The sequence below is a fragment of the Micromonospora sp. URMC 107 genome (assembly GCF_051386315.1).
Classification (GTDB): domain Bacteria; phylum Actinomycetota; class Actinomycetes; order Mycobacteriales; family Micromonosporaceae; genus Micromonospora.
The window spans coordinates 1-21269 of sequence record NZ_JBPQTK010000108.1 but is presented as its reverse complement, the minus strand read 5'-3'; the positions used below and the strand labels follow the sequence as shown (position 1 = coordinate 21269).

Annotated in this window: 19 protein-coding genes and 1 pseudogene; 10 read left to right on the top strand and 10 right to left on the bottom strand. The window is 73.3% G+C overall.

What is annotated here, in order from left to right; genetic code table 11:
* Positions 1-20: 20 nt before the first annotated feature.
* Positions 21-428, bottom strand: coding sequence for a hypothetical protein (locus tag ACSNN9_RS21885; RefSeq protein ID WP_436675141.1), 408 nt, complete (start codon positions 426-428; stop codon positions 21-23).
* 346 nt (positions 429-774) lie between these two features.
* On the opposite strand from ACSNN9_RS21885, the gene ACSNN9_RS21880 reads away from it, so the two are divergent.
* The gene (locus tag ACSNN9_RS21880; RefSeq protein ID WP_436675140.1) at positions 775-1164 is read left to right on the top strand and encodes a hypothetical protein; all 390 of its coding nucleotides are present in this window, start codon (positions 775-777) and stop codon (positions 1162-1164) included.
* Positions 1165-1229: 65 nt separating this feature from the next.
* Here ACSNN9_RS21880 and ACSNN9_RS21875 read toward each other — a convergent pair whose 3' ends face one another.
* The 3 genes from ACSNN9_RS21875 to ACSNN9_RS21865 form a co-directional block, all read right to left on the bottom strand.
* The gene (locus ACSNN9_RS21875) at positions 1230-2192 is read right to left on the bottom strand and encodes a sporulation protein (RefSeq protein WP_436675139.1); all 963 of its coding nucleotides are present in this window, start codon (positions 2190-2192) and stop codon (positions 1230-1232) included.
* A 133-nt stretch (positions 2193-2325) separates the two neighbouring features.
* Positions 2326-3153: a class I SAM-dependent methyltransferase gene (locus tag ACSNN9_RS21870; RefSeq protein WP_436675138.1), complete on the bottom strand. Its 828-nt coding sequence runs from the start codon at positions 3151-3153 to the stop codon at positions 2326-2328.
* 102 nt (positions 3154-3255) lie between these two features.
* Positions 3256-5265 carry a beta-galactosidase gene (locus ACSNN9_RS21865; RefSeq protein ID WP_436675137.1) on the bottom strand — a complete coding sequence of 670 codons (2010 nt, stop codon included), beginning with the start codon at positions 5263-5265 and terminating at the stop codon, positions 3256-3258.
* A 273-nt stretch (positions 5266-5538) separates the two neighbouring features.
* On the opposite strand from ACSNN9_RS21865, the gene ACSNN9_RS21860 reads away from it, so the two are divergent.
* The 7 genes from ACSNN9_RS21860 to ACSNN9_RS21830 all read left to right on the top strand — a co-directional run bounded on the left by ACSNN9_RS21860 (position 5539) and on the right by ACSNN9_RS21830 (position 12800).
* Complete coding sequence (locus ACSNN9_RS21860; protein ID WP_436675136.1) at positions 5539-6855, top strand: ABC transporter substrate-binding protein; 1317 nt, start codon at positions 5539-5541, stop codon at positions 6853-6855.
* A gap of 21 nt (positions 6856-6876) precedes the next feature.
* On the top strand, positions 6877-7836 hold the full coding sequence (locus ACSNN9_RS21855) for a carbohydrate ABC transporter permease (protein WP_436675135.1): 960 nt from the start codon (positions 6877-6879) through the stop codon (positions 7834-7836).
* Positions 7833-8744 (top strand): carbohydrate ABC transporter permease, encoded by a 912-nt coding sequence (locus ACSNN9_RS21850; protein ID WP_436675134.1) that lies wholly within the window; start codon positions 7833-7835, stop codon positions 8742-8744. The genes ACSNN9_RS21855 and ACSNN9_RS21850 overlap by 4 nt, the downstream gene beginning before the upstream one ends.
* Positions 8741-10879 (top strand): alpha-galactosidase, encoded by a 2139-nt coding sequence (locus ACSNN9_RS21845; protein WP_436675133.1) that lies wholly within the window; start codon positions 8741-8743, stop codon positions 10877-10879. The genes ACSNN9_RS21850 and ACSNN9_RS21845 overlap by 4 nt, the downstream gene beginning before the upstream one ends.
* Before the next feature lie 123 nt (positions 10880-11002).
* Complete coding sequence (locus tag ACSNN9_RS21840; protein WP_436675144.1) at positions 11003-11395, top strand: YciI family protein; 393 nt, start codon at positions 11003-11005, stop codon at positions 11393-11395.
* 3 nt (positions 11396-11398) lie between these two features.
* The gene (locus ACSNN9_RS21835) at positions 11399-12718 is read left to right on the top strand and encodes an RNA polymerase sigma factor (RefSeq protein ID WP_436675143.1); all 1320 of its coding nucleotides are present in this window, start codon (positions 11399-11401) and stop codon (positions 12716-12718) included.
* Positions 12684-12800 (top strand): hypothetical protein, encoded by a 117-nt coding sequence (locus ACSNN9_RS21830; protein ID WP_436675142.1) that lies wholly within the window; start codon positions 12684-12686, stop codon positions 12798-12800. Before ACSNN9_RS21835 ends, ACSNN9_RS21830 begins: the two co-directional genes overlap by 35 nt.
* Positions 12801-12954: 154 nt before the next feature.
* On the opposite strand, the pseudogene ACSNN9_RS21825 reads toward ACSNN9_RS21830, so the two are convergent.
* Positions 12955-13605: pseudogene (locus tag ACSNN9_RS21825) on the bottom strand (cellulase family glycosylhydrolase); the annotation flags it as partial.
* Between the two features lie 383 nt (positions 13606-13988).
* Between ACSNN9_RS21825 and ACSNN9_RS21820 the strand changes: the two are divergent.
* Positions 13989-14951: a TIGR03557 family F420-dependent LLM class oxidoreductase gene (locus ACSNN9_RS21820; protein ID WP_358091731.1), complete on the top strand. Its 963-nt coding sequence runs from the start codon at positions 13989-13991 to the stop codon at positions 14949-14951.
* On the top strand, positions 14948-15805 hold the full coding sequence (locus ACSNN9_RS21815) for an alpha/beta fold hydrolase (RefSeq protein WP_436675132.1): 858 nt from the start codon (positions 14948-14950) through the stop codon (positions 15803-15805). Before ACSNN9_RS21820 ends, ACSNN9_RS21815 begins: the two co-directional genes overlap by 4 nt.
* A 207-nt stretch (positions 15806-16012) precedes the next feature.
* On the opposite strand, the gene ACSNN9_RS21810 is transcribed toward ACSNN9_RS21815, so the two are convergent.
* The 5 genes from ACSNN9_RS21810 to ACSNN9_RS21790 all read right to left on the bottom strand — a co-directional run.
* Positions 16013-16753: a hypothetical protein gene (locus ACSNN9_RS21810; protein WP_436675131.1), complete on the bottom strand. Its 741-nt coding sequence runs from the start codon at positions 16751-16753 to the stop codon at positions 16013-16015.
* Positions 16754-16915: 162 nt separating this feature from the next.
* Positions 16916-17740, bottom strand: coding sequence for an endonuclease/exonuclease/phosphatase family protein (locus tag ACSNN9_RS21805; protein WP_436675130.1), 825 nt, complete (start codon positions 17738-17740; stop codon positions 16916-16918).
* Positions 17741-17748: 8 nt separating this feature from the next.
* Entirely contained in the window at positions 17749-19239 is a 1491-nt protein-coding gene (locus ACSNN9_RS21800; RefSeq protein ID WP_436675129.1) for a phosphatase PAP2 family protein, read from the bottom strand.
* A gap of 79 nt (positions 19240-19318) precedes the next feature.
* The gene (locus ACSNN9_RS21795; RefSeq protein WP_436675128.1) at positions 19319-20320 is read right to left on the bottom strand and encodes a YihY/virulence factor BrkB family protein; all 1002 of its coding nucleotides are present in this window, start codon (positions 20318-20320) and stop codon (positions 19319-19321) included.
* The coding region (locus ACSNN9_RS21790) for a diacylglycerol/lipid kinase family protein (protein WP_436675127.1) at positions 20313-21269 on the bottom strand (957 nt) is incomplete at its 5' end. The genes ACSNN9_RS21795 and ACSNN9_RS21790, both read right to left, overlap by 8 nt.

Sequence of the window (21269 nt, the reverse complement as noted above, 5' to 3'; positions counted from 1 at the left end):
TGTATAAGAGACAGGGTGGGTCAGTCCGGGGTGAAGTCGCCCACCTGGCTGGCGGGGCCGGACTGGTCGCTGGTGGAGCCGGCCGCCGGGGTGCTCAGGCCGCCCGTGGTGGCGTCGCCCGTGGTGGTCGGGGCCACCTTGCCGCGGTGCTGCTCCGGCTGCCGGGCCACCCGGCGCACGCTGGCCGGCCCGGCGGTGCCGCCGGTCGTGGTGACCGCGCCCTGACCCCGGGTGGGTCCGCCGTCCCGCAGCACCTCCGGGTCGACCGGGACGTGGGCGGGGTCGTCCGGGTCCTCGTCCTGGATGACCCGCTGCACGTCGGTGGGGGGCACCGTCACCTCGTCCAGGGTGCCCTCGCCGTACACGCCGCCGGCGATCCGGTCCTCGGCCTGCCGGGCGGCGTCCTGTCGCATGTCGTCCTCGCGCACGTCCATCACCTCGCAGAAGTGTCGGTCCGGATTGCGTGCCCGAGGGCCGGGCTGGCAAACCCGCCCCGACGCCCCCGCCCACGCCTCGGTCGATCATGCAGTCGTGGTGCCGGCTGGATGCCCGTTCGGGCGTTTTGCACCCCACCACAACTGCATGATCGACGTTGCCCTTCCGGGGCGCGGGCCCGCGGTGGCGACCTTTTCCGTCAGCCGTGGGGTTACTGCCCCCGCCAGCTCGGGTAGACGGCGGGTGCCCCCGCCATGAACGCGAACCGTGCCGTGGCCGACACGCGGTAGCGGGGCGAGGGAACGCAGGTACGACTCATCGCATCCTGAGGAGGACAAGATGAGCACGCAGGCTGCTTCCACCAGGCCGATGAACCGGCCGACGCAGGACGCGCCCAACCGCGCGATGCAGGAACGGGCCATCCAGGAGACGCCCACCCGCCCGATGCCGATGATGCACGACGGGCACCGGGAGCCCATGCAGGCGCCCGGCACGGAGACCAAGCCGTCGCTGCGGACCACCGAGTTCTGGGTCTACATCGCGGCCGTGATCGGCGTGCTGGCCGCCTCGCAGCTGGTCGGGCGGAACACGACCGGGGTGGACATCTTCCGGGCCGACAACGCCTGGTTCATGGTCACGCTGCTGACCATCGGATACCTGGGTAGCCGTGGTCTGGCCAAGGCCGGCAGCAACTGGCGCAGTGGTGAGGAGCGCAAGGCTCGGCACTGACCGGGCTGCACGCAACGCGGTGGCCTCCGGGACGAGAGTCCCGGAGGCCACCGTCGTGTGTGGTCCTACTCCTCGAAGCCGCCGAAGTCCTCGCCGAGGTCGCCCTCGAACGCGTCCTCGATCATCTCGCCGGCGATCATGCCCCCGGCGACCCCGAGCGCGGCCCCGGCCACCATGCCGCCCATGCCGGGCCCCCGGCCGTGACCGTGACCGTGCCCGTGCCCGCCGAAGCCGTGGGCGCCGCGCAGGCTGCCGTAGCGGGACGTCGTCTCGCGCAGCCAGCCGTCGACCACCTGGGCCCAGTCCGTCCGGTCGGCCTCGTTGTGCGAGACGCGGTAGTGGCCGAAGACGTCGTGCCCGGCGGTGAGGAAGCCGCCGCGCTTGTCGCACTCGAGGATGACCTCGACCCCGTGCGGGCTGGTGACGAAGGTCAGCTCGACCTCGTTGATGGTGCCCGCGTACTGGGGCGAGGCGAAGAACTCGATCTCCTGGTAGAACGGCAGCGTCTGCTGCGTGCCCCGGATGTGGCCGCGCTCCAGGTCGGCGTGCTTGAACCGGAAGCCGAGCCGCTGGAACGCCTCCAGGATCCGCTCGTGCACCGGCAGCGGGTGCACGTTGACCTGGTCCAGGTCGCCCTTGTCCACCGCCCGGGCGATGGCCAGCTCGGTGCGCAGCCCCATCGTCATGCCGCGCAGCCGCTGACCGTAGACGTCGGTGATCGGGGTCTCCCACGGCACCGGGAGCTGGAACGGGATGGCGAGCTGCTGCTTCGGGGCGAGCTGGAGCGGGCCGCTGACCGGCAGCCGGTGGAACTCCATGACGCCGGCGTACTCCGTGTCGTGGCCCTCGATCTCGACCCGGGTGACCAGGCCGACCACGACCTGCTCGATGTTGGCCGGCGCGTCACCGCCGAGCAGGTTCACCTGGCCCTCCAGGGTCAGGCCGGGCCGGGTGTTCGGGTTGGTCAGGACGGTGTCGACGCTCGGCCCGCCCACGCCGAACGCGCTCAACATCTTCTTGAAGACCATCTGAACTCCCGCGCAAAGACACCGCGCTCCACCCTGGAGCCGGTCGCTGACTTCCCGGGACCCTAACCGGGGGCGCTGTGAAGTGCCTGTGAGGGCGCGCCCGCCGACGAGCACACCCGGCGTGGGCTGCGGGCTATCGGACCGCTGACTGTCGCCCGCCTCCCGTCGGGACCAGCCCGGTGGCGAGGAGATGTGCGCTCGCGGCGATCAGCGCGGGCTCGCTGGTGTAGACCCGGGCGAGGTCCAACGCGCCGCTGAAGACGACCTCGGCCAGCGGCCCGTTCGCCGCGGCCTCGGCGGCCGTCCAGGCCGGTCCTTCGAGTCCGTGCACCACGACGTCGGTCAGGCCGGCGACCCGGCACTCGTCGAGAAGTTCCTCGGCCCGGTGGAAGTAGGCCGGGGTGAAGTTGCTGCGCGGGTCGTTCACCCCGTTCGTCAGCAACGCCCGAGCTTCCTGGACCGCCTCCCCGGTCAGCCGACCGGTGGCGGCGAAGTCGATCGGTCCGGCGAAACGCGAGATCGCCGCGGCGACGACCCGGCCACCCGGGCGCGTCACCCGCACGGCCTCGCCCAGGGCCTTCAGCCGGTCCTCGCCGCGCACCAGGTGGTAGAGGGGGCCCAGAAGCAACGTGACGTCGTAGTGGTCGTCCTCCTCGGGCAGCGCGCGGGCGTCGGCCACCACCGCGTCGACGGGGGGCTGACCGCCGGCGGCCTGCGCCACGTGGCCCGGCACCAGATCCACGAGACGGACACGGTGACCGGCGGCGGCGAGCATCCGCGCGTAGACGCCGGGTCCGCCGCCGACGTCCAGCACCCGGGCCGGCGCGGGCGGCAACAGTTCCCGCAGGAGTTCCCTCGTCCGCGTGCGCTCCAGCCGCGCCTGCGGCCGGGAATCCAGTCGGGCGTCTTCGCGGTACCGCAACGTGTAGTGCTCGACGATGTCGCGTGAGTGCTGATCCACGGTGGAAGGATCGCGACCGGCGACGTCAGGCGCGACCCCATTTCGGGGCCGGCGAGGCAGGTGTCCGCCGGCCGCGCCGGCCGCCGGGACGCCTCGGGGCCGTCACCGTCGGGGCGTGGGGGCCGGCGGCTCCTCGCGGACCACCGCCACCTCACCGGCCGGCACGACCACGTCGCCGGCGCAGTGCGCGCCGGTCAGCAGCTCCACGCCGGTCAGGTCGAGCCGGACGTCGGCGTCGGTGTGGTTGACGACGAAGAGCCAGCTGCGGTCGCCGGCGCGCCGCCGGACCACCTCCACCTCGGCGGGGACCCGCGCCGCCGGGCGTACGCCCGACTCGGCCACCAGCCGGGCGACCAGCCGGTCCGTCGCCGCCGCGTCCAGCCGGGTGCCGACGTACCAGGCCGCGCCCGCGCCGGCCGGGTGCCGGGTCAGCGCCGGCACGCCCGGCAGGGGCCCGTCGGCGTACGCGGCGAGCACCTGCGCGCCCTCGGGATGCAGCCACTCCGTCCACACGTCGGCGACGGAGCCGTCGTCCAGGGTGACCCGCTCCCCCGCCCGCAGCGGGAAGAACTCCTCGACGCGGACGCCCAGCAGCTCCCGGAACGCCCCGGGGTAGCCGCCGAGGCGGATGTGGTCGTGCTCGTCGACGATGCCGCTGAAGTAGGTGACCAGGGCGGTGCCGCCGGCCCCGACGTACGCGCGCAGCGCCGCCGCGTGCGCGTCGCGCACCAGGTAGAGGGTGGGGACCAGCACCAACCGGTAGCGGGCGAGGTCGGTCGACGGGTGCACGACGTCGGCGGTGATCCCGGCCCGCCACAGCGCGTCGTGCAGCGCGGCGAGCCGGTCGGCGTACGCGACGTCGACGGTGGGGTGCGAGTCGAGTTCGGCGCCCCACCACGCCTCGTAGTCGAACAGGATCGCCACCTCGGCGTCGACCCGGCTGCCGCGTACCTCGGCGAGGGCCGCGAGGTCCGCGCCGAGCCGGCACACCTCGCGGAACACCTTGGTCTCCGGGCCGGCGTGCGGGACCAGCGCGGAGTGGAACTTCTCCGCCCCGGCGCGGGAGGCCCGCCACTGGAAGAAGAGCACCCCGTCCGCGCCGCGCGCGACGTGCGCGAGGCTGTTGCGGCGCAGCTGACCGGGGACCTTGGCGACGTTGCGCGGCTGCCAGTTGACGGCGCTGGTGGAGTGCTCCATCAGCAGCCACGGCGCGCCGCCGGCCACGCCCCGGGTGTGGTCGGCCGCGAGGGCGAGACCGACGTGGGCGCGCGGGTCGGCGGCGGTGAGGTAGTGGTCGTTGGCGACCAGGTCCACGTCGGAGGCCCAGGAGTGGTAGTCGAGGTACTTGTTGCCGGTGCTGATCATGAAGTTCGTGGTGACCGGCTGCCGGACCAGCCGGCCCAGCACCTCGCGCTCGGCGCGCAGTTGGGCGCGCTGCTCGTCCGAGGAGAAGCGCAGGAAGTCCAGCTGCTGGGTGGGATTGGCGAAGGTCGGCGCCGTACGCGGCGGGTTGATCTCGGCCCAGTCGCCGTACCGCTGGCTCCAGAAGGCGGTGCCCCAGGCGTCGTTGAGCCCGTCCAGGTCGCCGTAGCGCTCGCGCAGCCAGCGGCGGAACGCCTCGGCGCTGACGTCGCAGTAGCAGTGCACGTTGTGGCAGCCCAGCTCGTTGGAGACGTGCCACATCACCACCGCGGGGTGCTCGGCGTAGCGGGTGGCGAGGGCCTCGACCAGGGCCAGCGACCGCTCGCGGAACACCGGCGAGCTGGGGCAGTACGCCTGCCGGCCGCCCGGCCAGAGGATCGCCCCGTCGGCGCGCCGGGGCAGCGTCTCCGGGTGCCGGTGGGCCAGCCACGGTGGCGGGCTGGCGGTGGCCGTCGCCAGGTCGACCGAGATCCCGCCGCCGTGCAGCACGTCGAGCGCCCGGTCCAGCCAGCCGAACTCGTACGCGCCGGGGGCGGGCTCCAGCAGCGCCCAGGAGAAGATCCCCACCGACACCAGGTTGACCCCGGCCCGGCGCATCAGCGCGACGTCCTCGGTCCAGGTCGACTCGGGCCACTGCTCGGGGTTGTAGTCGGCGCCGAACCACATCTTCTCGCCCTGCCATCGCCGCATGAATGCAGAGCGTGCCCGGACGGCGGAGCCGAGTCAACACGTTCCAACATCGATCACCTTGACAACGCCTACCGCGCGACGGCCTTGTCGCGGCCGGAATGTCGGGCCATTGCCGTCCCCCCTTGACAGCGCCCGGGGGACGAGTAGCTTGAGGCGCCACTGGCAATTCGTGTTCGTCAATGTGGATTCGCGATGGATCCCGTTGCGTGATCACGATTGCCGGGGCACCGCCACCGACGGCCCTCGGGCACCTCTTCGTCAGCAGGAGGCACCATGTCCCGTCCCCGCACCCGAGCCGAGTACCTCGCCCGGCTCGTACCCCCCTCCGTGGCCGGCCTCGACCGTCGTTCGCTGCTGGCCGGCACCACCGCGCTGCTCGGCACGGGTCTGCTCGCCGGCTGCGGTTCCGACTCCGGCGGGTCCGACGCCAGCACGGTGTCGCTGGGCTCCAACCAGTCCGACCCGAAGCCCAAGGAGGTGGTCGCGAAGGTCATGGACGGGTTCCGGACCTCGTCCGGCATCGAGGTCGCCGTCAACACGGTCGACCACAACACGTTCCAGGAGAACATCAACAACTACCTCCAGGGCAAGCCGGACGACGTGTTCATGTGGTTCGCCGGCTACCGGATGCGGTTCTTCGCCGCCCGGGGTCTCGCGAGCGACCTCAGCGACGTCTGGGGCAGGCTCTCCGGGATGTCCGACGCGTTCCGCAAGGCGTCGACCGGCGACGACGGCAAGCAGTACTTCGTGCCGTCGTCGTACTACCCGTGGGCCGTCTTCTACCGCAGGTCGGTCTGGCAGCAGAACGGCTACCAGGTGCCGAAGACCCTCGACGACCTGACCGCGCTCGCCGGGCAGATGAAGAAGGACGGGCTCACCCCGATCGCCTTCGCCGACAAGGACGGCTGGCCGGCGATGGGCACCTTCGACATCCTCAACCTGCGGATCAACGGCTACCAGTTCCACATCGACCTGATGGCCGGCAAGGAGTCCTGGACCTCCGGGAAGGTGAAGAAGGTCTTCGACACCTGGCGCGGCCTGCTGCCCCTGCACCAGCCGGACAGCCTCGGCCGGACCTGGCAGGAGGCCGCCCAGTCGTTGCAGCAGAAGAAGAGCGGCATGTACCTGCTCGGCCTCTTCGTCGGCCAGCAGTTCGACGACAGCGAGCTGACCGACCTCGACTTCTTCACCTTCCCTGAGATCGACCCGGCGATCGGGGCCAGGGCCCTGGACGCGCCCATCGACGGCTACATGATGGCCCGCAAGCCGAAGCAGGAGGCCAACGCCAGGAAGCTGCTGGAGTTCGTCGGCTCGAAGGCGGCCGCGGACATCACCGTCAAGAACGACCCGAGCACGCTGGTCGCCAACAGCGAGGCCGACACCAGCGGCTACAGCGCCCTGCAGAGGAAGGCCGCCGAGCTGGTCGGCTCGGCCACCGAGGTCGCCCAGTTCCTGGACCGCGACACCCGCCCGGACTTCGCCTCCACGGTGATCATCCCGGCGTTCCAGCAGTTCATCAAGGACCCGAAGGACATCGACGGGCTGACGTCCAGCGTCGAGAACCAGAAGAAGTCGATCTTCACCGACTGACGGCGAGAGGGTGAGGACACCGTGTCCGACCTGCCCCTGACACAAGGGGATCGCGCCGCGCCGCCGCCGGCCGCCACCACCACCGCCACGGGTGGTCGCCGCCGGCGCGTACGGCTGCTGTCCCGCACCGACCGCGTGGTCGTCGCGCTCATGGTGGCCGTACCGCTGCTGCTCGTCGTCGGGCTGGTCTGGCTGCCGGCGGGAGCCACCGTGCTGCTCTCCGGCACCGACTGGGACGGCATCGGCCCGGTCGGCGACATCGAGTGGGTCGGCGGCCGCAACTACGCCGACGTGGTCCAGAACTATCCGCCGTTCGTGCCGGCGGTGCGGAACAACCTGCTCTGGCTGGCGGCGCTGTTCGTGGTGGCCACCCCGTTCGGCATGTTCCTGGCCGTCCTGCTCGACAAGGAGCTGCGCGGCACCCGGTTCTACCAGACCGCGCTCTACCTGCCGGTGGTGCTCTCCCTGGCGCTGATCGGCTTCGTCTGGCAGCTGCTCTACTCCCGCGACCAGGGCCTGCTCAACGCCGTCCTCGGCACCGGCGTCGACTGGTACGGCGACCCGGGCGTCAACATCTGGGCCGTGCTGGTGGCCGCCGGCTGGCGGCACGTCGGCTACATCATGTTGCTCTACCTCGCCGGGCTGAAGGGCGTCGACCCGTCGCTGCGGGAGGCCGCCGCCGTGGACGGCGCGTCGGAGGGCCGCACGTTCTTCCGGGTGGTCTTCCCGGTCCTGCGGCCCGTCAACATCATCGTGCTGGTGGTGACGGTGATCGAGTCGCTGCGCGCGTTCGACCTGGTCTGGGTCGTCAACAAGGGCCGCAACGGCCTGGAACTGCTCTCCGCGCTGGTCACCCAGAACGTGGTGGGCGAGGCGAGCCGGATCGGCTTCGGCTCGGCGCTGGCCACCGTCATGCTGGTCGTCTCGCTGGTCTTCATCAGCGTCTACCTGGCGACCGTGCTGCGGGAGGGACGCCGATGAGCACCGCGACCGTGCCCACGGAGGACCCGAGCGCCCCCGCGACCCGGCGCCGCCCGCCGCCGCGCCCGGCCCGGGTGGTGCTGCACGTGTTCCTGGCGGCGGTGGCGATCGGCTGGCTCTTCCCGATCCTCTGGGCCGTGCTGACCTCGCTGCGCTCCTACGAGTACACCGCCGCCAACGGCTACGTCTCGCTCGGCGGGTGGACCCTCGACAACTACGTCACCGCCTGGCGGACCGCCGAGTTCGGCAAGCACCTCCTCAACTCCGCCTACATCACGGTGCCGGCGGTGCTGCTGACCCTCTTCCTCGCCTCGTGCGTGGCGTTCGTCATCGCCCGGTTCAGCTGGAAGGCCAACGTCGTCCTGCTCGGCCTGTTCACCGCGGCGAACCTGCTGCCCCAGCAGGCCCTGCTCATCCCGCTGTTCCGGCTCTTCACCCAGGTGCCGCTGCCGGCGTTCATGAGCGACTCGGAACTGCTCTACGACAGCTACTGGGGGCTGATCCTGGTCAACGTCGCCTTCCAGTGCGGCTTCTGCGTCTTCGTGCTCAGCAACTACATGAAGGCGCTGCCGCGCGAGCTCTACGAGGCGGCGATGGTCGACGGGGCGAGCGTCTGGCGCCAGTACTGGCAGGTGACGATGCCGCTGTGCCGGCCGGCCCTCGCCGCGCTGGCCACCCTGGAGGTGACCTGGATCTACAACGAGTTCTTCTGGGCCACCGTGCTCATGCGCACCGGTGACAAGTTCCCGGTGACCAGCTCGCTGAACAACCTGCGCGGCGAGTTCTTCACCGACAACAACCTCGTCTCGGCCGGCTCGGTGCTGGTCGCCGTCCCGACCCTGGTGATCTTCTTCCTGTTGCAGAGGCAGTTCGTCCGGGGCCTGACCCTGGGGGCCTCCAAGGGATGACCATCGTCCACCTGCGCCGCGCCCGGACCAGCCTGGTGCTCGACGCTCGCGGCCCGGGGCTGCCCCGGGTCGCGCACTGGGGCGCCGACCTCGGCCCGGTCCCCGCCGGCGACCTGTCCGCCCTGGTCGACGCCACCGTCGCGCCGGTCGTACCGAGCAGCTTCGACGCGCCGACGGTGCTGTCCCTGCTGCCGGAGGCGGCCGCCGGCTGGGGCGGCCGGCCGGCGCTGGCCGGGCACCGCGACCGCCGGAACTGGTCCACCGCCTTCCGCCTCACCGACGTCGACGTGACCGACGACGGCAGCGGTCCCGCCCGGGTCACCGTCCGGGCGGCCGACGGCGCGGCGGCGCTGTCGCTGGCCGTCGAGATCACGCTCGACCCGACCGGGCTGGTGCTGCTGCGGCACCGGCTGCGCAACACCGGCGACCGCCCGTACGAGCTGCGGGAGCTGACGCCGGTCCTGCCGGTGCCGGCGGTCGCCACCGAGCTGCTCGACCTGACCGGCCGGTGGTGCCGGGAACGGTCCCCGCAGCGGCACCCGTGGCCGATGGGCGCCTGGGTACGCGAGGGCCGGCACGGCCGCACCGGGCACGACGCGACCCTGCTGCTGGTCGCCGGCACGGCCGGGTTCGGCTTCGGCCACGGTGAGGTGTGGGCGGTGCACACCGCCTGGAGCGGCGACCACGTGACCTTCGCCGAGCGGCGGCCGACGGGCGAGTCGGTCCTCGGCGGCGGCGAGCTGCTCGCCCCCGGCGAGGTGGTGCTCGACCCCGGCGGGGAGTACGCCACTCCCCTGCTGCACGCGGTCTTCTCCGCCGCCGGGCTGGACGGGCTCAGCGACGTCCTGCACACCCACCTGCGCGCCCGCCCGCGGCATCCGGCCACGCCCCGCCCGGTCACCCTCAACGTCTGGGAGGCCGTCTACTTCGACCACGACCCGGACCGGCTGCGCGCGCTGGCCGACCACGCCGCCGAGGTGGGGGTGGAGCGGTTCGTGCTCGACGACGGGTGGTTCCGGGGGCGCCGCCACGACCGCGCCGGCCTCGGCGACTGGTACGTCGACGACGCCGTCTGGGCGGACGGCCTGCACCCGCTCGTGGAGCACGTGCGCGGGCACGGGATGCAGTTCGGGCTCTGGGTCGAACCGGAGATGGTCAACCCCGACTCGGACCTGTTCCGCGCCCACCCGGAGTGGGTGCTGTCGACGCCGGGCCGGCTGCCGCCGGAGTGGCGACACCAGCAGGTGCTCGACGTGGCCCGCCCGGAGACGTACGCGTACCTGCTGGAGCGCCTCGACGCGCTGCTCGCCGCGCACCCCGGCATCGGCTACCTCAAGTGGGACCACAACCGGGACCTGACCGAGGCGGGCCACCACGGCCGCCCCGGCGTGCACGGGCAGACCCGCGCCGTCTACCTGCTCCTCGACGAGCTGCGCCGCCGCCACCCGGGCGTGGAGATCGAGAGCTGCGCCTCCGGCGGCGCCCGGGCGGACCTGGAGATCCTGCGGCGCACCGACCGGGTCTGGGCCAGCGACTGCAACGACGCCCTGGAACGGCTGGCCATCCAGCGCTGGACGGGGCTGCTGCTCCCGCCCGAGCTGGTCGGCAGCCACATCGGGCCCGAGCGCTCGCATACCACCCACCGCGTGCACGACCTGGGTTTCCGGGCGGCGACCGCGCTCTTCGGCCACCTCGGCATCGAGTGGGACATCGGCGCGGTCGGCGCGGGGCGGCGCCGCGAGCTGGCCGCCTGGGTCGCGCTGCACAAGCGGCTCCGCCCGCTGCTGCACGCCGGCCGGGTGGTCCGGGTCGACCATCCCGACCCGGCCGTCTGGGCGCACGGCGTGGTCGCCCACGGCGGATCCCACGCGGTGTACGCCGTGGCCCGGCTGGCCACCTCGGTGACCCAGGCGCCCGGGTCGGTCCGGCTCCCCGGCCTCGACCCCCGCCGGCGGTACGCGGTGCGGCCCGTCGCGGGAGTGCCGGAGCCGGCGACCCTCCAGCTGACCGGGCCGGGCTGGCTGGCCGACGGCGGGGTGACCCTCGGCGGCGCGGTGCTGGCGACCGTCGGGCTCCAGATGCCGGCCCTGCACCCCGAGCAGACCGTGCTGCTGGAGGTCACCGCCGCCGGCTGAGGGGCGGGGGAAATTTCTCGGAAGTTTCTCCGCCGGGATGTCGAGAACCGGAGCGCCGGCTTCTACCGACGGATGAGAGCACCGATGATGGTGCGCAGGCGTGAGGAGCCAGACGTGAAGTACATGTTGCTGATGCAGTTCAGCGCCGCCGGCACGGACTTCCCCCCGATCGACACGTGGACGCCCGAGGAGATCCGGGCGCACGTCGGGTTCATGGGCGAGGTCAACGCCAAGCTGGCCGCCGACGGCGAGTTCGTCGACGGCCAGGGGCTCGCCGGGCCGGCCCAGGCGAAGATCGTCCGGGCGGGCGCCGGCGGCGCCCCCGTGGTCACCGAGGGGCCGTTCGCCGAGACCAAGGAGTTCCTCGCCGGCTTCTGGATCGTGGACTGCGACAGCCCCGAGCGGGCCGTCGCGCTCGCCGCGCACATCTCCACCGCGCCCGGCCCCGGCGGCCGGCCGCTGAACATGCCCATCGAGGTGCACCCGGTCATGTCGGCGCCCCCGCAGGAGATGTGACGCCTGGACGCCACCCCCTCCGTCGAGGACCTGCTGCGCGAGCTGGCGCCGCAGGTCCTCGGCGTGCTCGCCCGCCGGTTCGGCGACTTCGCCACCGCCGAGGACGCCGTGCAGGAGGCGCTGCTGGCGGCGGCGACCCAGTGGCCGGTGGAGGGGCTGCCCGACAACCCGCGCGGCTGGCTGATCCAGGTCGCGTACCGGCGGATGGTCGAGCTGGTCCGCGGCGAGACGGCCCGGCGGCGACGCGAGGACCTCGTCGCCCGCCGCGAGCCGGACGTCCGGCGCGCCGCGCCGCCGCCGGACGAGGAGCTGGGCGCCGACCGGGACGACACCCTGACGCTCCTCTTCCTCTGCTGCCACCCGGCGCTCACGCCGGCGTCGGCGATCGCGCTGACCCTGCGCGCGGTCGGCGGCCTCGGCACGGCCGAGATCGCCCGGGCCTTCCTCGTGCCCGAGACCACCATGGCCCAGCGGATCAGCCGCGCCAAGCAGCGCATCCGCGGCTCGGGCATGCCGTTCCGGATGCCCGAGCCCGCCGAGCGGGAGGCCCGGCTGGCCGCCGTGCGGCACGTGCTCTACCTGATCTTCACCGAGGGGCACACCGCCAGCCTGGGCACCGACCTGCGCCGGGTGGACCTGTCGGAGGAGGCGATCCGGCTGACCCGGGCCCTGCGCGCGCTCCTGCCCTCCGACGCCGAGGTCGCCGGGCTGCTCGCGCTGATGCTGCTCACCGACGCCCGCGCCGCCGCGCGGACCGGGCCCTCGGGTGAGCTGATCTCCCTGGCCGACCAGGACCGCAGCCGGTGGGACGCGGCGGCCATCGCCGAGGGGATCGCCCTGGTCACCTGGTCGCTGCCGCGCGGGCCGGTCGGGCCGTACCAGCTTCAGGCGGCCATCGCCGCGCTGCACGACGAGGCACCCAGCACCGCCGAGACCGACTGGCCGCAGATCCTCGCCCTGTACGAGGTGCTGGAGCGCGCCTCCGACAACCCCGTCGTCTCCCTCAACCGCGCGGTGGCGACCGCCATGGTGCACGGCCCGGCCGCCGGCCTGGCGGCGCTGGACGCCATGGACGCCGACCCCCGGCTCGCCGGGCACCACCGGCTGCCCGCCGCCCGGGCGCACCTGCACGAGATGGCCGGTGAGCGGGAGCGGGCGGTGGCCGCGTACCGGGCCGCCGCCGCCCTGACCACGAGCCTGCCCGAGCAGCGGTACCTGACCATGCGCGCCGCCGACGACTCCGCCGCCGTCCACCCCGCCGCCGGGCGGCTGCACCGCGACGTACACGGTGACCAACCAGTGGCAGGGCGGCTTCCAGGGTGAGGTGAAGGTGACCGCCGGCTCGGCGGCGGGGTGGTCGGCGGGGTGCTGCCGAAGACCGTCGCCTCCTTCGCGGTGGCCTTGATCCCGTTCGCCCCGTTGAAGATGCGCTGGCCCCACGTGGTCAGGGCGGCGGGGTTGAAGTTGGTGACCATGTCGAGGTACTCGACGCCACCGCCGTTGCCGCTCCACGACCAGCCCAGGTAGCCGATCCCGTTGGCCTGGCTGTAGGAGAGGATGGTGTCCTCGTCGGGGTTGCCGTCGGAGTGGTCGAAGCCGAACTCGCCGACCACGATCGGCAGCTTCGCGGCACGGAACCGGCCGAGGTAGTCGCTGATCTCGGCGGCGGTGTCGAAGACGCCGTACATGTGGATGGAGAAGACCGTGTTCTTCTGCGGGTCGGCCGCGAAGACCGACGCGGCGTTGTCGCGCATGGTGAACGACCAGTCCTGGCCCCAGTTGGGGGCGTCGACCATGATGGTGTGCGTCAGGCCGCCCGCCCGCAGCCGCTTGATCGCGTTGGCGGTGTCGGTCGCCCAGGTGCCGTAGCCCTGGTTGCCGTACGGCTCGTTGCCGATGTTGACGATGACGTACTTCTCCTGGCCGGCGAGGGCGCTGGAGACGCTCAGCCAGTAGTCGACCGCCTGGTCCAGGGTGGCCGCCCCGCTCTGCTCGCCGTAGCCGGTGGTGTCGTGCACCTCCAGCACGCAGATCAGCCGGTTGGCCTTGCACAGCGAGATGACGTTGGCGACGTCGGCGGTGTCGTTCTTCGCCCACCGCTGGCCGCTGGCGAGTACCACCCGCACCGTGTTCGCCCCGAGCGCCTTGATGTTGGCGAAGGAGCTGGTCTGCTGCTGGTACCAGGTGTGCGCGTGGTTCACGCCGCGCATGACGAACTCGCTGCCGTTGGCGTCGTAGAGCTTGCCGTCGGCGACGGAGAAGCCGGTCGCGGCCCGCGCCGGCTGGCCGAACGCCAGGACGGCGACCAGCAGCGCGAGCAGGGCCGCACCGGCGGCGGAGAGTCTCTTCTTCATGGCCTTCCTCAAAGGGAGGACCCCCGCTGCCCAGGTGGGGGTGGGACGTCACAGGGGATGGCGGCTGCAGCCCGACAGCCGCCGCCCGGCTCCCGGCGGCGCAGGGATCAGCGTAGGCGGGTCCGGCCGGTCACGCAATGAACCGGTTAAGCAGCGGCCCGCCGACACCGGACGCGAGGGTTGACCCGGCCGGACAGGGGTATCCGGGGATGATCCGCCCGGGTCGGAAGGAGACATCCATGGTCAACGTCGGCTACACCCTGATGTGCGAGCAGGCCGGCCCCAAGCAACTGGTCGACTACGCGGTGCGGGCGGAGGCGGCCGGCTTCGACCAGCTCGTCATCTCCGACCACTACTACCCGTGGCTGGACTCCCAGGGCCACTCCCCGTACGCCTGGTCGGTGCTCGGCGCGGTCGCGCACGCCACCAGCCGGGCGGAGCTGATGTCCTTCGTCACCTGCCCGATCCGCCGCTACCACCCGGCGGTCGTGGCGCAGAAGGCCAGCACCGTGGGGGTGCTCTCGGACGGCCGGTTCACCCTCGGCCTGGGCGCGGGCGAGAACCTCAACGAGCACGTGGTCGGCGGTTGGCCGCACGTGCAGCAGCGGCACGAGATGTTCGAGGAGGCCCTCCAGATCATCCGGCCCCTGCTCAACGGGGAGACGCTGACGTTCTCGGGCAACCACTACGACGTGCCCGACGCCTACGTGTGGGACCGGCCGGCCCGGCCGGTGCCGATGGCCGTCGCCGCCTCCGGTCGCCAGTCGGTCACCCTCGCCGCCGAGTACGGCAACGGCCTCGTCGCCACCGAGCCCGACCCGCACATCATCGAGATGTACGACGAGGCCGGCGGCGCCGGGCAGCCCCGCTACGGCCAGGTGGCCATCTGCTACGGCCCGGACGAGGCGGAGTGCCGCAAGATCGTGCACGACCAGTTCCGCTGGTTCGGGATGGGCTGGAAGGTCAACGCGGACCTGCCCGGGCCGGAGTCGTTCGCCGCCGCCACCCAGTTCGTCCGCGAGGAGGACGTGGCCGAGGGGGTCTCCTGCGGACCCGACGTGGACCGGCACGTCGAGGCGTTCCGGAAGTTCGTCGACGCCGGCTTCACCCACGTGGCGATCGTGCAGGTGGGCGGCGAGACGCAGCCGATGTTCCTGGACTGGGCACAGGAGCAGCTCCTGCCGAGGCTGCGCGAGCTGTGAGGGCGACAGCGACCCGCCGGCCCCGGGCGACCCCGCCGGGCCGGTTCGGCCCCGCGGAGCTGCGCCTCGCGCTGGCCGCCCCGAAGCCGGCCGCCGGGCTGACCAGCGAGTGGCGGCTGGTCGACGGGCTGCGTACGCACACCCGCCGCGCGGGCGACCCGGGCACCGCCGCCACCCCGGTCGTGCTGGTGCACGGGCTGGCCGTGTCCCACCGCTACCTGACCCCGCTGGCCCTGGCGCTGGGCGACACCCATCCGGTGTACGCGCCCGACCTGCCCGGCTTCGGGCTGACCGAGCGCCCCAGCCGCGCGTACGACGTGGTCGAGCACGCCGCGCACCTGGCCGCCTGGCTGGCCGCGTACCGGATGCCGCCCGTCTGCCTGCTCGGGCACTCGTTCGGCGCGGAGGTCGTCGCGGCGCTGGCCGCCCGGCACCCCGACGCGGTCCGGGCCGTGGTGCTCGCGGGCCCGACCAGCGACCCGGCCGCCCGGTCCCGGCGGGAACAGTTCGGACGTTGGCTCGTGGACACCCTTCGGGAGGCGCCGTTGCAGGCGCCGATCCTGGCCCGGGACGTCCTCGACGCCCGCCCCTGGCGGGTCCACGCGACGCTGTCGCACTCGGTGCACAACGGGATCGAGGCGGACCTGGTCCGCATCGCCGCGCCGACCCTGGTGGTCGCCGGCTCCCGGGACCCGGTCGTGCCGCCGGCCTGGCGCGCGCAGGTGGGCCAGTTGGTGCCGCACGCCCGTACGGTCACCGTGCCGGGTGCCGCGCACAACGTCGTGACCACCGCCCCGGCGCAGGTCGCTCACGCGATCCGCGCCCTCCTCGCCCCCTCGCTGACGAACAGGTGACGACATGCGCATCGGCAACACGGAGATCCGTCCGGCCGGCGGCGGCCTGGGCTGCCTGCTGATGATCCTCTTCTCGATCGTCGCGTCGGTCGTCCTGACCGTCCTGCTCAACCTGCTCCTGTAGCCCGCCCACTTCGGCGATCTTGGCCCCTGGCGGGGCCGTTTGGCGCCAGGATCTCGCTCGGCACCGCTCGGTGCGTCGGCGGGTCAGCCGCGCAGGCCGAGGGCGGTCAGCACCTCGCGGGTCGCCTGGCGGACCGGGTCCAGCACGGCGCGGCGCACCCAGCGGGCCGCCGGCGACACCGTGGCCCGCCACGCGGCGGCGACCGCCCGCCCCACCGGCCGGACCGCGTGACGCCACAGCCAGCCCGCCCCGAGCACGAACGGACGCAGGGTGAGCGCGTAGCACCACCACAGCAGCCGACCCGCCGCCCACCACGCCCACGCGAGCGCGTGCAGCAGTACCCGGCCCACCGCCGCCAGCCACCGGCCGAGCGCCGCGAGCCCGGCCACCAGCAGGCGCCCGAGCGGAGCGAGGAGCCGGGCCAGCCAGCGCACCGGCAGCCAGATCAGGTGGTACGCCAGCCAGGCCAGCGGCAGCCACACCACCGTCCGGGCCAGCCAGGCCAGCCCCCGACCCAGCCACACCAGCGGCACCCAGACCAGCGTCCGGAGCAGCCAGGCCAGCCCTCGGCCGAGCCACACCAGCGGCAGCCACACCAGGTGCCGCAGCAGCCAGCCCAGCGGGCGCAGCAGCCAGCGGTCCAGGAACCGGCCGACCGGCGCCAGCAGCCAGCGGTGCAGCCAGCGGCCCACCACGGCGACCAGCTCCCAGGCCAGTCGCAGGGGCACCACCACGACGAGCGCGATTCCCCGGGCGACGGCGACCAGCAGCGGGGCGGGCGGGGCACCGGCGTTCCCCGGCTCCGGGCTCGACGGGTTGATCACCGGCTCACGGTAGCCGGCACCGGCAACGGCACCGCCGCCCCGGCCCCGGCGCCGCACCGGGTGGGCCGCGCGGCCAGGCGGGCCGGGCGGTCAGACCGGGACTGTCAGGCCGGGACGGATCAGACCGGGGCGGTCAGGCCGGGACGGGTCCGGCGGGCGCGGTCAGGCGGGGTCGAGATCCAGGTCCGCGACGACCGGGTAGTGGTCGGAGGCGTACTCGGTCGCGCCGCCCCGGAGCACCCGGAAGTCCCGCACCCGGCCGGCGAGCGCAGCCGTGCCGAGCAGATAGTCCAGCCGCATCCCGGAGAACTCCGCCCCGCCGCCGTACCGGGTGGGCGCGGTCAACCCGCCGTCGGGCGGCGTCCCCTCCCGCCGCCGGCCAGCCGGCGTCGCGTACAGGTCGACCAGGCCGGCGGCGAGCAGCCGGGCCACCGCCCGGGTCTCCACCGTCCGCCCGTCCCGGCGCAGGTGCCGGCGGCGGTACGCGGCCGGGAGCCGGGCGATGCGGTCGGTGTGGTCGGCGACCGGGTCGAGGGTGTTGAGGTCTCCGGCCAACAGCCCCAGCTCCCCCGGCGCGCGACGCAGCGCGGCGGCGGCCCAGCCCGCCTCGACGCGCCGCAGCAGCCCCGAGTACGGGTCCAGGTGGACGCTCAGCACCGTCAGCGGGCCGGCGGTGGTCGCCACGGTCACCCGCTGCGCGGCGTGGTGGAACGGCCGGCGTACCCGGGTCGCGGAGAAGGCGCGCAGCGGGGGCCGCAGCAGCACCGCCACCGGCTGGCCGAAGCAGGAACGGGCCAGGTGGGGACGCATCCCCACCCGGCCCGCGAAGTCGGCGAGCACCTCACCGGAGTCGAAGTCCCGCAGCTCCTGCAGGGCCAGCACGTCCGGCCGCTCGGCGGCGACGACCCGGACCAGCAGGTTCCGGCGGTCGGCGCCGCCGGAGTCCCGTCCTCCGGTCCGGATGTTCCAGGTCATCGCCCGCAGCATCGGCGGCGTCAGTCCACCCGGGCGGCCTTGGCCAGCTCGTCGTCGAGGGTGTGCACGTCCTCGGACTCGATGCTCGGCCGGTTGCCCTCGCGCAGGTCCTCGTTGGGGCGGACCACCCAGTAGAGCAACCCGATCCAGAGGGTGGTGAGGATGATCGCGCCCATGAAGTCGGTGGGGTGGTGCATTCCCCGGTACATCCGGCTGATCGCCACGCCGGCCGGCATCACGACCGCCAGCGCCACGAAGACCCACCGCCACCACCGGTCGGTACGCGGGAAGACGATCACCGCGATCGCCACCCAGACGCAGAGCGTGGCGGCGATGTGGCCGGACGGGAAGGAGGAGGTCGGCATCGGCCCGTCGAGGTTGCCGACCGGCGGACGCGGCCGGTCGACCGCGGCGGCGGAGGCGAGGAAGAGGCTCAGCTCGCCGAACATGGTCAGCGCCACGAACAGCACCGGCCGCCAGCGCCGCCACACGGCGAGCACGAGCGGGCAGAAGACCAGTGAGATGAGCAGGATCGCGTGCGTGTCGCCGACCTTGCTCCACCAGTAGCTGAAGTCGTCCCGGCCGGGGGTGCGGTGCTCGGCGAACCACCTCGGCACGTCCGTGTCCAAGGTGGCGAAGAAGGTGCCGTCGGCGTAATAGCTGACGAACATGCCGAAGCCGTACAGCGCGCCGAGGACCAGCACCCAGCCGACGACCAGCTCGAACACGGCGGCCCGGGGGTGCGGCAGCAGGTGCGCCTCGTCGGGCGCGGGCGCCACGTCGGGCGCGGCCTCCGGCTCGAGCCCCTCGCTCAACGCCGGCACCGGACGGCCGCGCTCCAGCCGCCAGAGCCGGAAGGCGTACGCGGTGACGCCGAGCCAGGCGGCACCGAGCAGCCAGGCCCCGAGCACGTCCGAGACGAAGTGCACGCCCAGCGCGACCCGGGTCAGGCCGATGAGGAACACGACGGCGGCGACCAGGGCGATCGCGGGCCTGCGCCAGCGGCGCGACATGGCCGGCAGGAAGACCAGCAGCAGCGCCCCGTACGCGACCATCGAGCCGAGCGCGTGCCCGCTGGGGAAGCTGTCCCCGGCGTAGCTGCCGATGGGCACCTCCACCTCGGGGCGCAGCCGGTTCACCAGCGTCTTGAGCGCCGGGTCGAGGATGAGGGCGCCCACCCCGGTGACGATCAGGAACACCGCGAGCCGGCCCTGCCGGCGGATCAGCAGGCCGACCACGGCGACCGACACCAGCCAGATGATGACCGCCCGCCCGCCGAGGTCGGTGAGCGCGTTGAGCACGGTCACCAGCGGCCCGTGCGGGGCGACCAGGTCGTTGAGCCAGGCGGCCACGCCGTGGTCGACGTCGTAGAGCGGGGACCACCGGGTCCGGACCAGCACGAGGAGCACCCCGAAGCCGACCCCGGCACCCAGCACGATCGCCAGGCCGGCCAGGGTCCGCTCGGTGAAGTGACCCAAGGGTCGTCGTAACGCCTCTTTGACCGCGCCCACGGCAGCCTCCCTCTCGCTTCTGGCGTGCCGCAATACCCGATCGGCGCTCCGCGTACACCGAGGGGTGTCCGAAGCGGAGCTACAGCGAGCTCATCTCGCCGGTGTCGTGGATCTCCTCGCGCTCGGCCTCGGGCTCCCAGAGGTCGGGCTGGGCGGGCTCGCGCACCCCGATGCGCAGCGCCTCGAGTTGGGCGGCGAAGGACAGTCCACCGAAGAGCGCCATGCCGGTCAGGTTGGCCCAGAGCAGCAGCGCCATCATCCCGGTCAGCGCCCCGTACGTCTGGCCGAACCCGCCGCTGAACCGCACGTACGCGGCGAGCAGCAGGCTGGCCACCCACCACAGCACGGTGGCGATGCCGGCGCCGAAGAAGAGCCAGGACAGGCCGGGCTGCTTGCGGCGGGGGGCGTGCCGGAAGATCACCGCGACGGCGATAACGGTCAGGCCCAGGCTGAGCGGCCAGCGCACCACGTCCCAGACGCCGTTGGCGAACTCGCCCCACGCGTAGTGCCGCTGCACGGAGTCGCCCATCGGGCCGCCGCCGACGAGGATCAGGAACCCGGTGAGCGCCGGCACGCCGGCGGTGAGGGCGAGGATGGTGGCGCGGACGTACTTCCACAGCGCGGGCCGGTCGCGTTCCACGCCGTAGATCCGGTTGGCGCCGCGCTCGATCTGGGCCATGGTGCTGGTCAGCGCGACCAGGCCGGTGAGCAGGCCGAGGCTGAGCGCCAGCTCCCCGGCGCGTTCGGTGCGGTCCCCCTCGCCGAGCAGCTCGGCCACCATCGGCTCGCTCGCCCCGGGGGTCAGCGCGAGCACCGTGTCGGCGACCACCCGGCCGCCCTCCTCCACGCCGAGTTCGCTGATCAGGCCCGTCAGCGCGATCAGGAACGGCACCACGGCGAGGCAGAGTTGCAGCGCGAAGGCGCGCGAGTGGCTGAACCCGTCGCCGTAGCGGAACCGGATGAACGCGTCCCGCAGCAGGTGCCAGCCGCCCTGCCGGCGCAGTGTGTGCCAGGCGTCGTCGGCGTTGAGTTCCTCGTCCGACATCAGCCGGGTCTCCGGCACCATCCGGGTGCTACTCACGGCGCGCTTCCTCGACGAGCTGCTCACCGCGCTCGGCGGCCGCCCGGGCGTCCTCGGCCAGGTCGGGATCCTGCGCCGGCTGCGGCACGCAGAGCCACAGCGCCCGCCGCCGGATCTCGGCCTTGAGGGTGCGGCCCGGCTCGATGAGATCGCCGTCGAGCTCCCGGGGCTGGGGCCGGTTGCTGGTGATCTCCACCCGTCGGGCCCGGAAGACCTCCATCCGGGGCACGCTGTCCTGCCGGCGTACGACCGCCCAGCCGAGCGCGAGCCAGTGCCGCAGCGTACGCGGGGTGAGCACCGCGACGTCGAGGTAGCCGTCGTCCGGTTCGGCGTCGGTGAGCAGGCGTACGCCGCCCTGGAGGCGGCCGACGTTGGCGACGAGGACGGAGCGGGCCCGGCGGCGGATCGGCTGCTGGTCGTCGATGCGGATGGAGACCTTCATCGGCCGGTCACGCAGGTGCCGGGCGGCCCCCACGACGTACGCCGGCCAGCCGAACCGCTTCTTGGTGGTCTCCGAGGTGTCGGCGAGCATCTGGGCGTCGAAGCCCATGCCGGCCATCACCGTGAAGTACTGGTCCTCGACCGCGCCGACGTCGAGCAGCCGGCGGCCACGCTCGACGGCGACCTCCAGCCCGGCGGCCAGGTCACCCGAGAGGCCCAGGTTGGCCGCGAGCAGGTTCCCGGTGCCCTGGGGCAGCACGGCGAGCGCCACGTCGGTGCCGACCAGGCCGCTGACGCAGGCCATCACGGTGCCGTCGCCGCCGCAGGCGAAGACGAGGTCCACGCCGGCCTCGACCGCCTCCTCCGTCTGGCCGCGGCCCGGGTCCTCGACCGTCGTCTCGAACCACAGCGGCTCGGGCCAGCCGGCTGCGGCGAGGGCGTCGTGGACCGTACGACGCAGCTCGTCGAGGTCTGCCACCTTCACCGGGTTGACCACCACGGCGGAGCG

Coding starts and splice junctions, on each gene's coding strand:
- ACSNN9_RS21840 (WP_436675144.1), top strand. CDS start 11,003: ATGTTGCTGATGCAGTTCAGCGCCGCCGGCACGGACTTCCCCCCGATC.
- ACSNN9_RS21860 (WP_436675136.1), top strand. CDS start 5,539: ATGTCCCGTCCCCGCACCCGAGCCGAGTACCTCGCCCGGCTCGTACCC.
- ACSNN9_RS21845 (WP_436675133.1), top strand. CDS start 8,741: ATGACCATCGTCCACCTGCGCCGCGCCCGGACCAGCCTGGTGCTCGAC.
- ACSNN9_RS21805 (WP_436675130.1), bottom strand. CDS start 17,740: ATGCTGCGGGCGATGACCTGGAACATCCGGACCGGAGGACGGGACTCC.
- ACSNN9_RS21865 (WP_436675137.1), bottom strand. CDS start 5,265: ATGCGGCGATGGCAGGGCGAGAAGATGTGGTTCGGCGCCGACTACAAC.
- ACSNN9_RS21820 (WP_358091731.1), top strand. CDS start 13,989: ATGGTCAACGTCGGCTACACCCTGATGTGCGAGCAGGCCGGCCCCAAG.
- ACSNN9_RS21875 (WP_436675139.1), bottom strand. CDS start 2,192: ATGGTCTTCAAGAAGATGTTGAGCGCGTTCGGCGTGGGCGGGCCGAGC.
- ACSNN9_RS21850 (WP_436675134.1), top strand. CDS start 7,833: ATGAGCACCGCGACCGTGCCCACGGAGGACCCGAGCGCCCCCGCGACC.
- ACSNN9_RS21880 (WP_436675140.1), top strand. CDS start 775: ATGAGCACGCAGGCTGCTTCCACCAGGCCGATGAACCGGCCGACGCAG.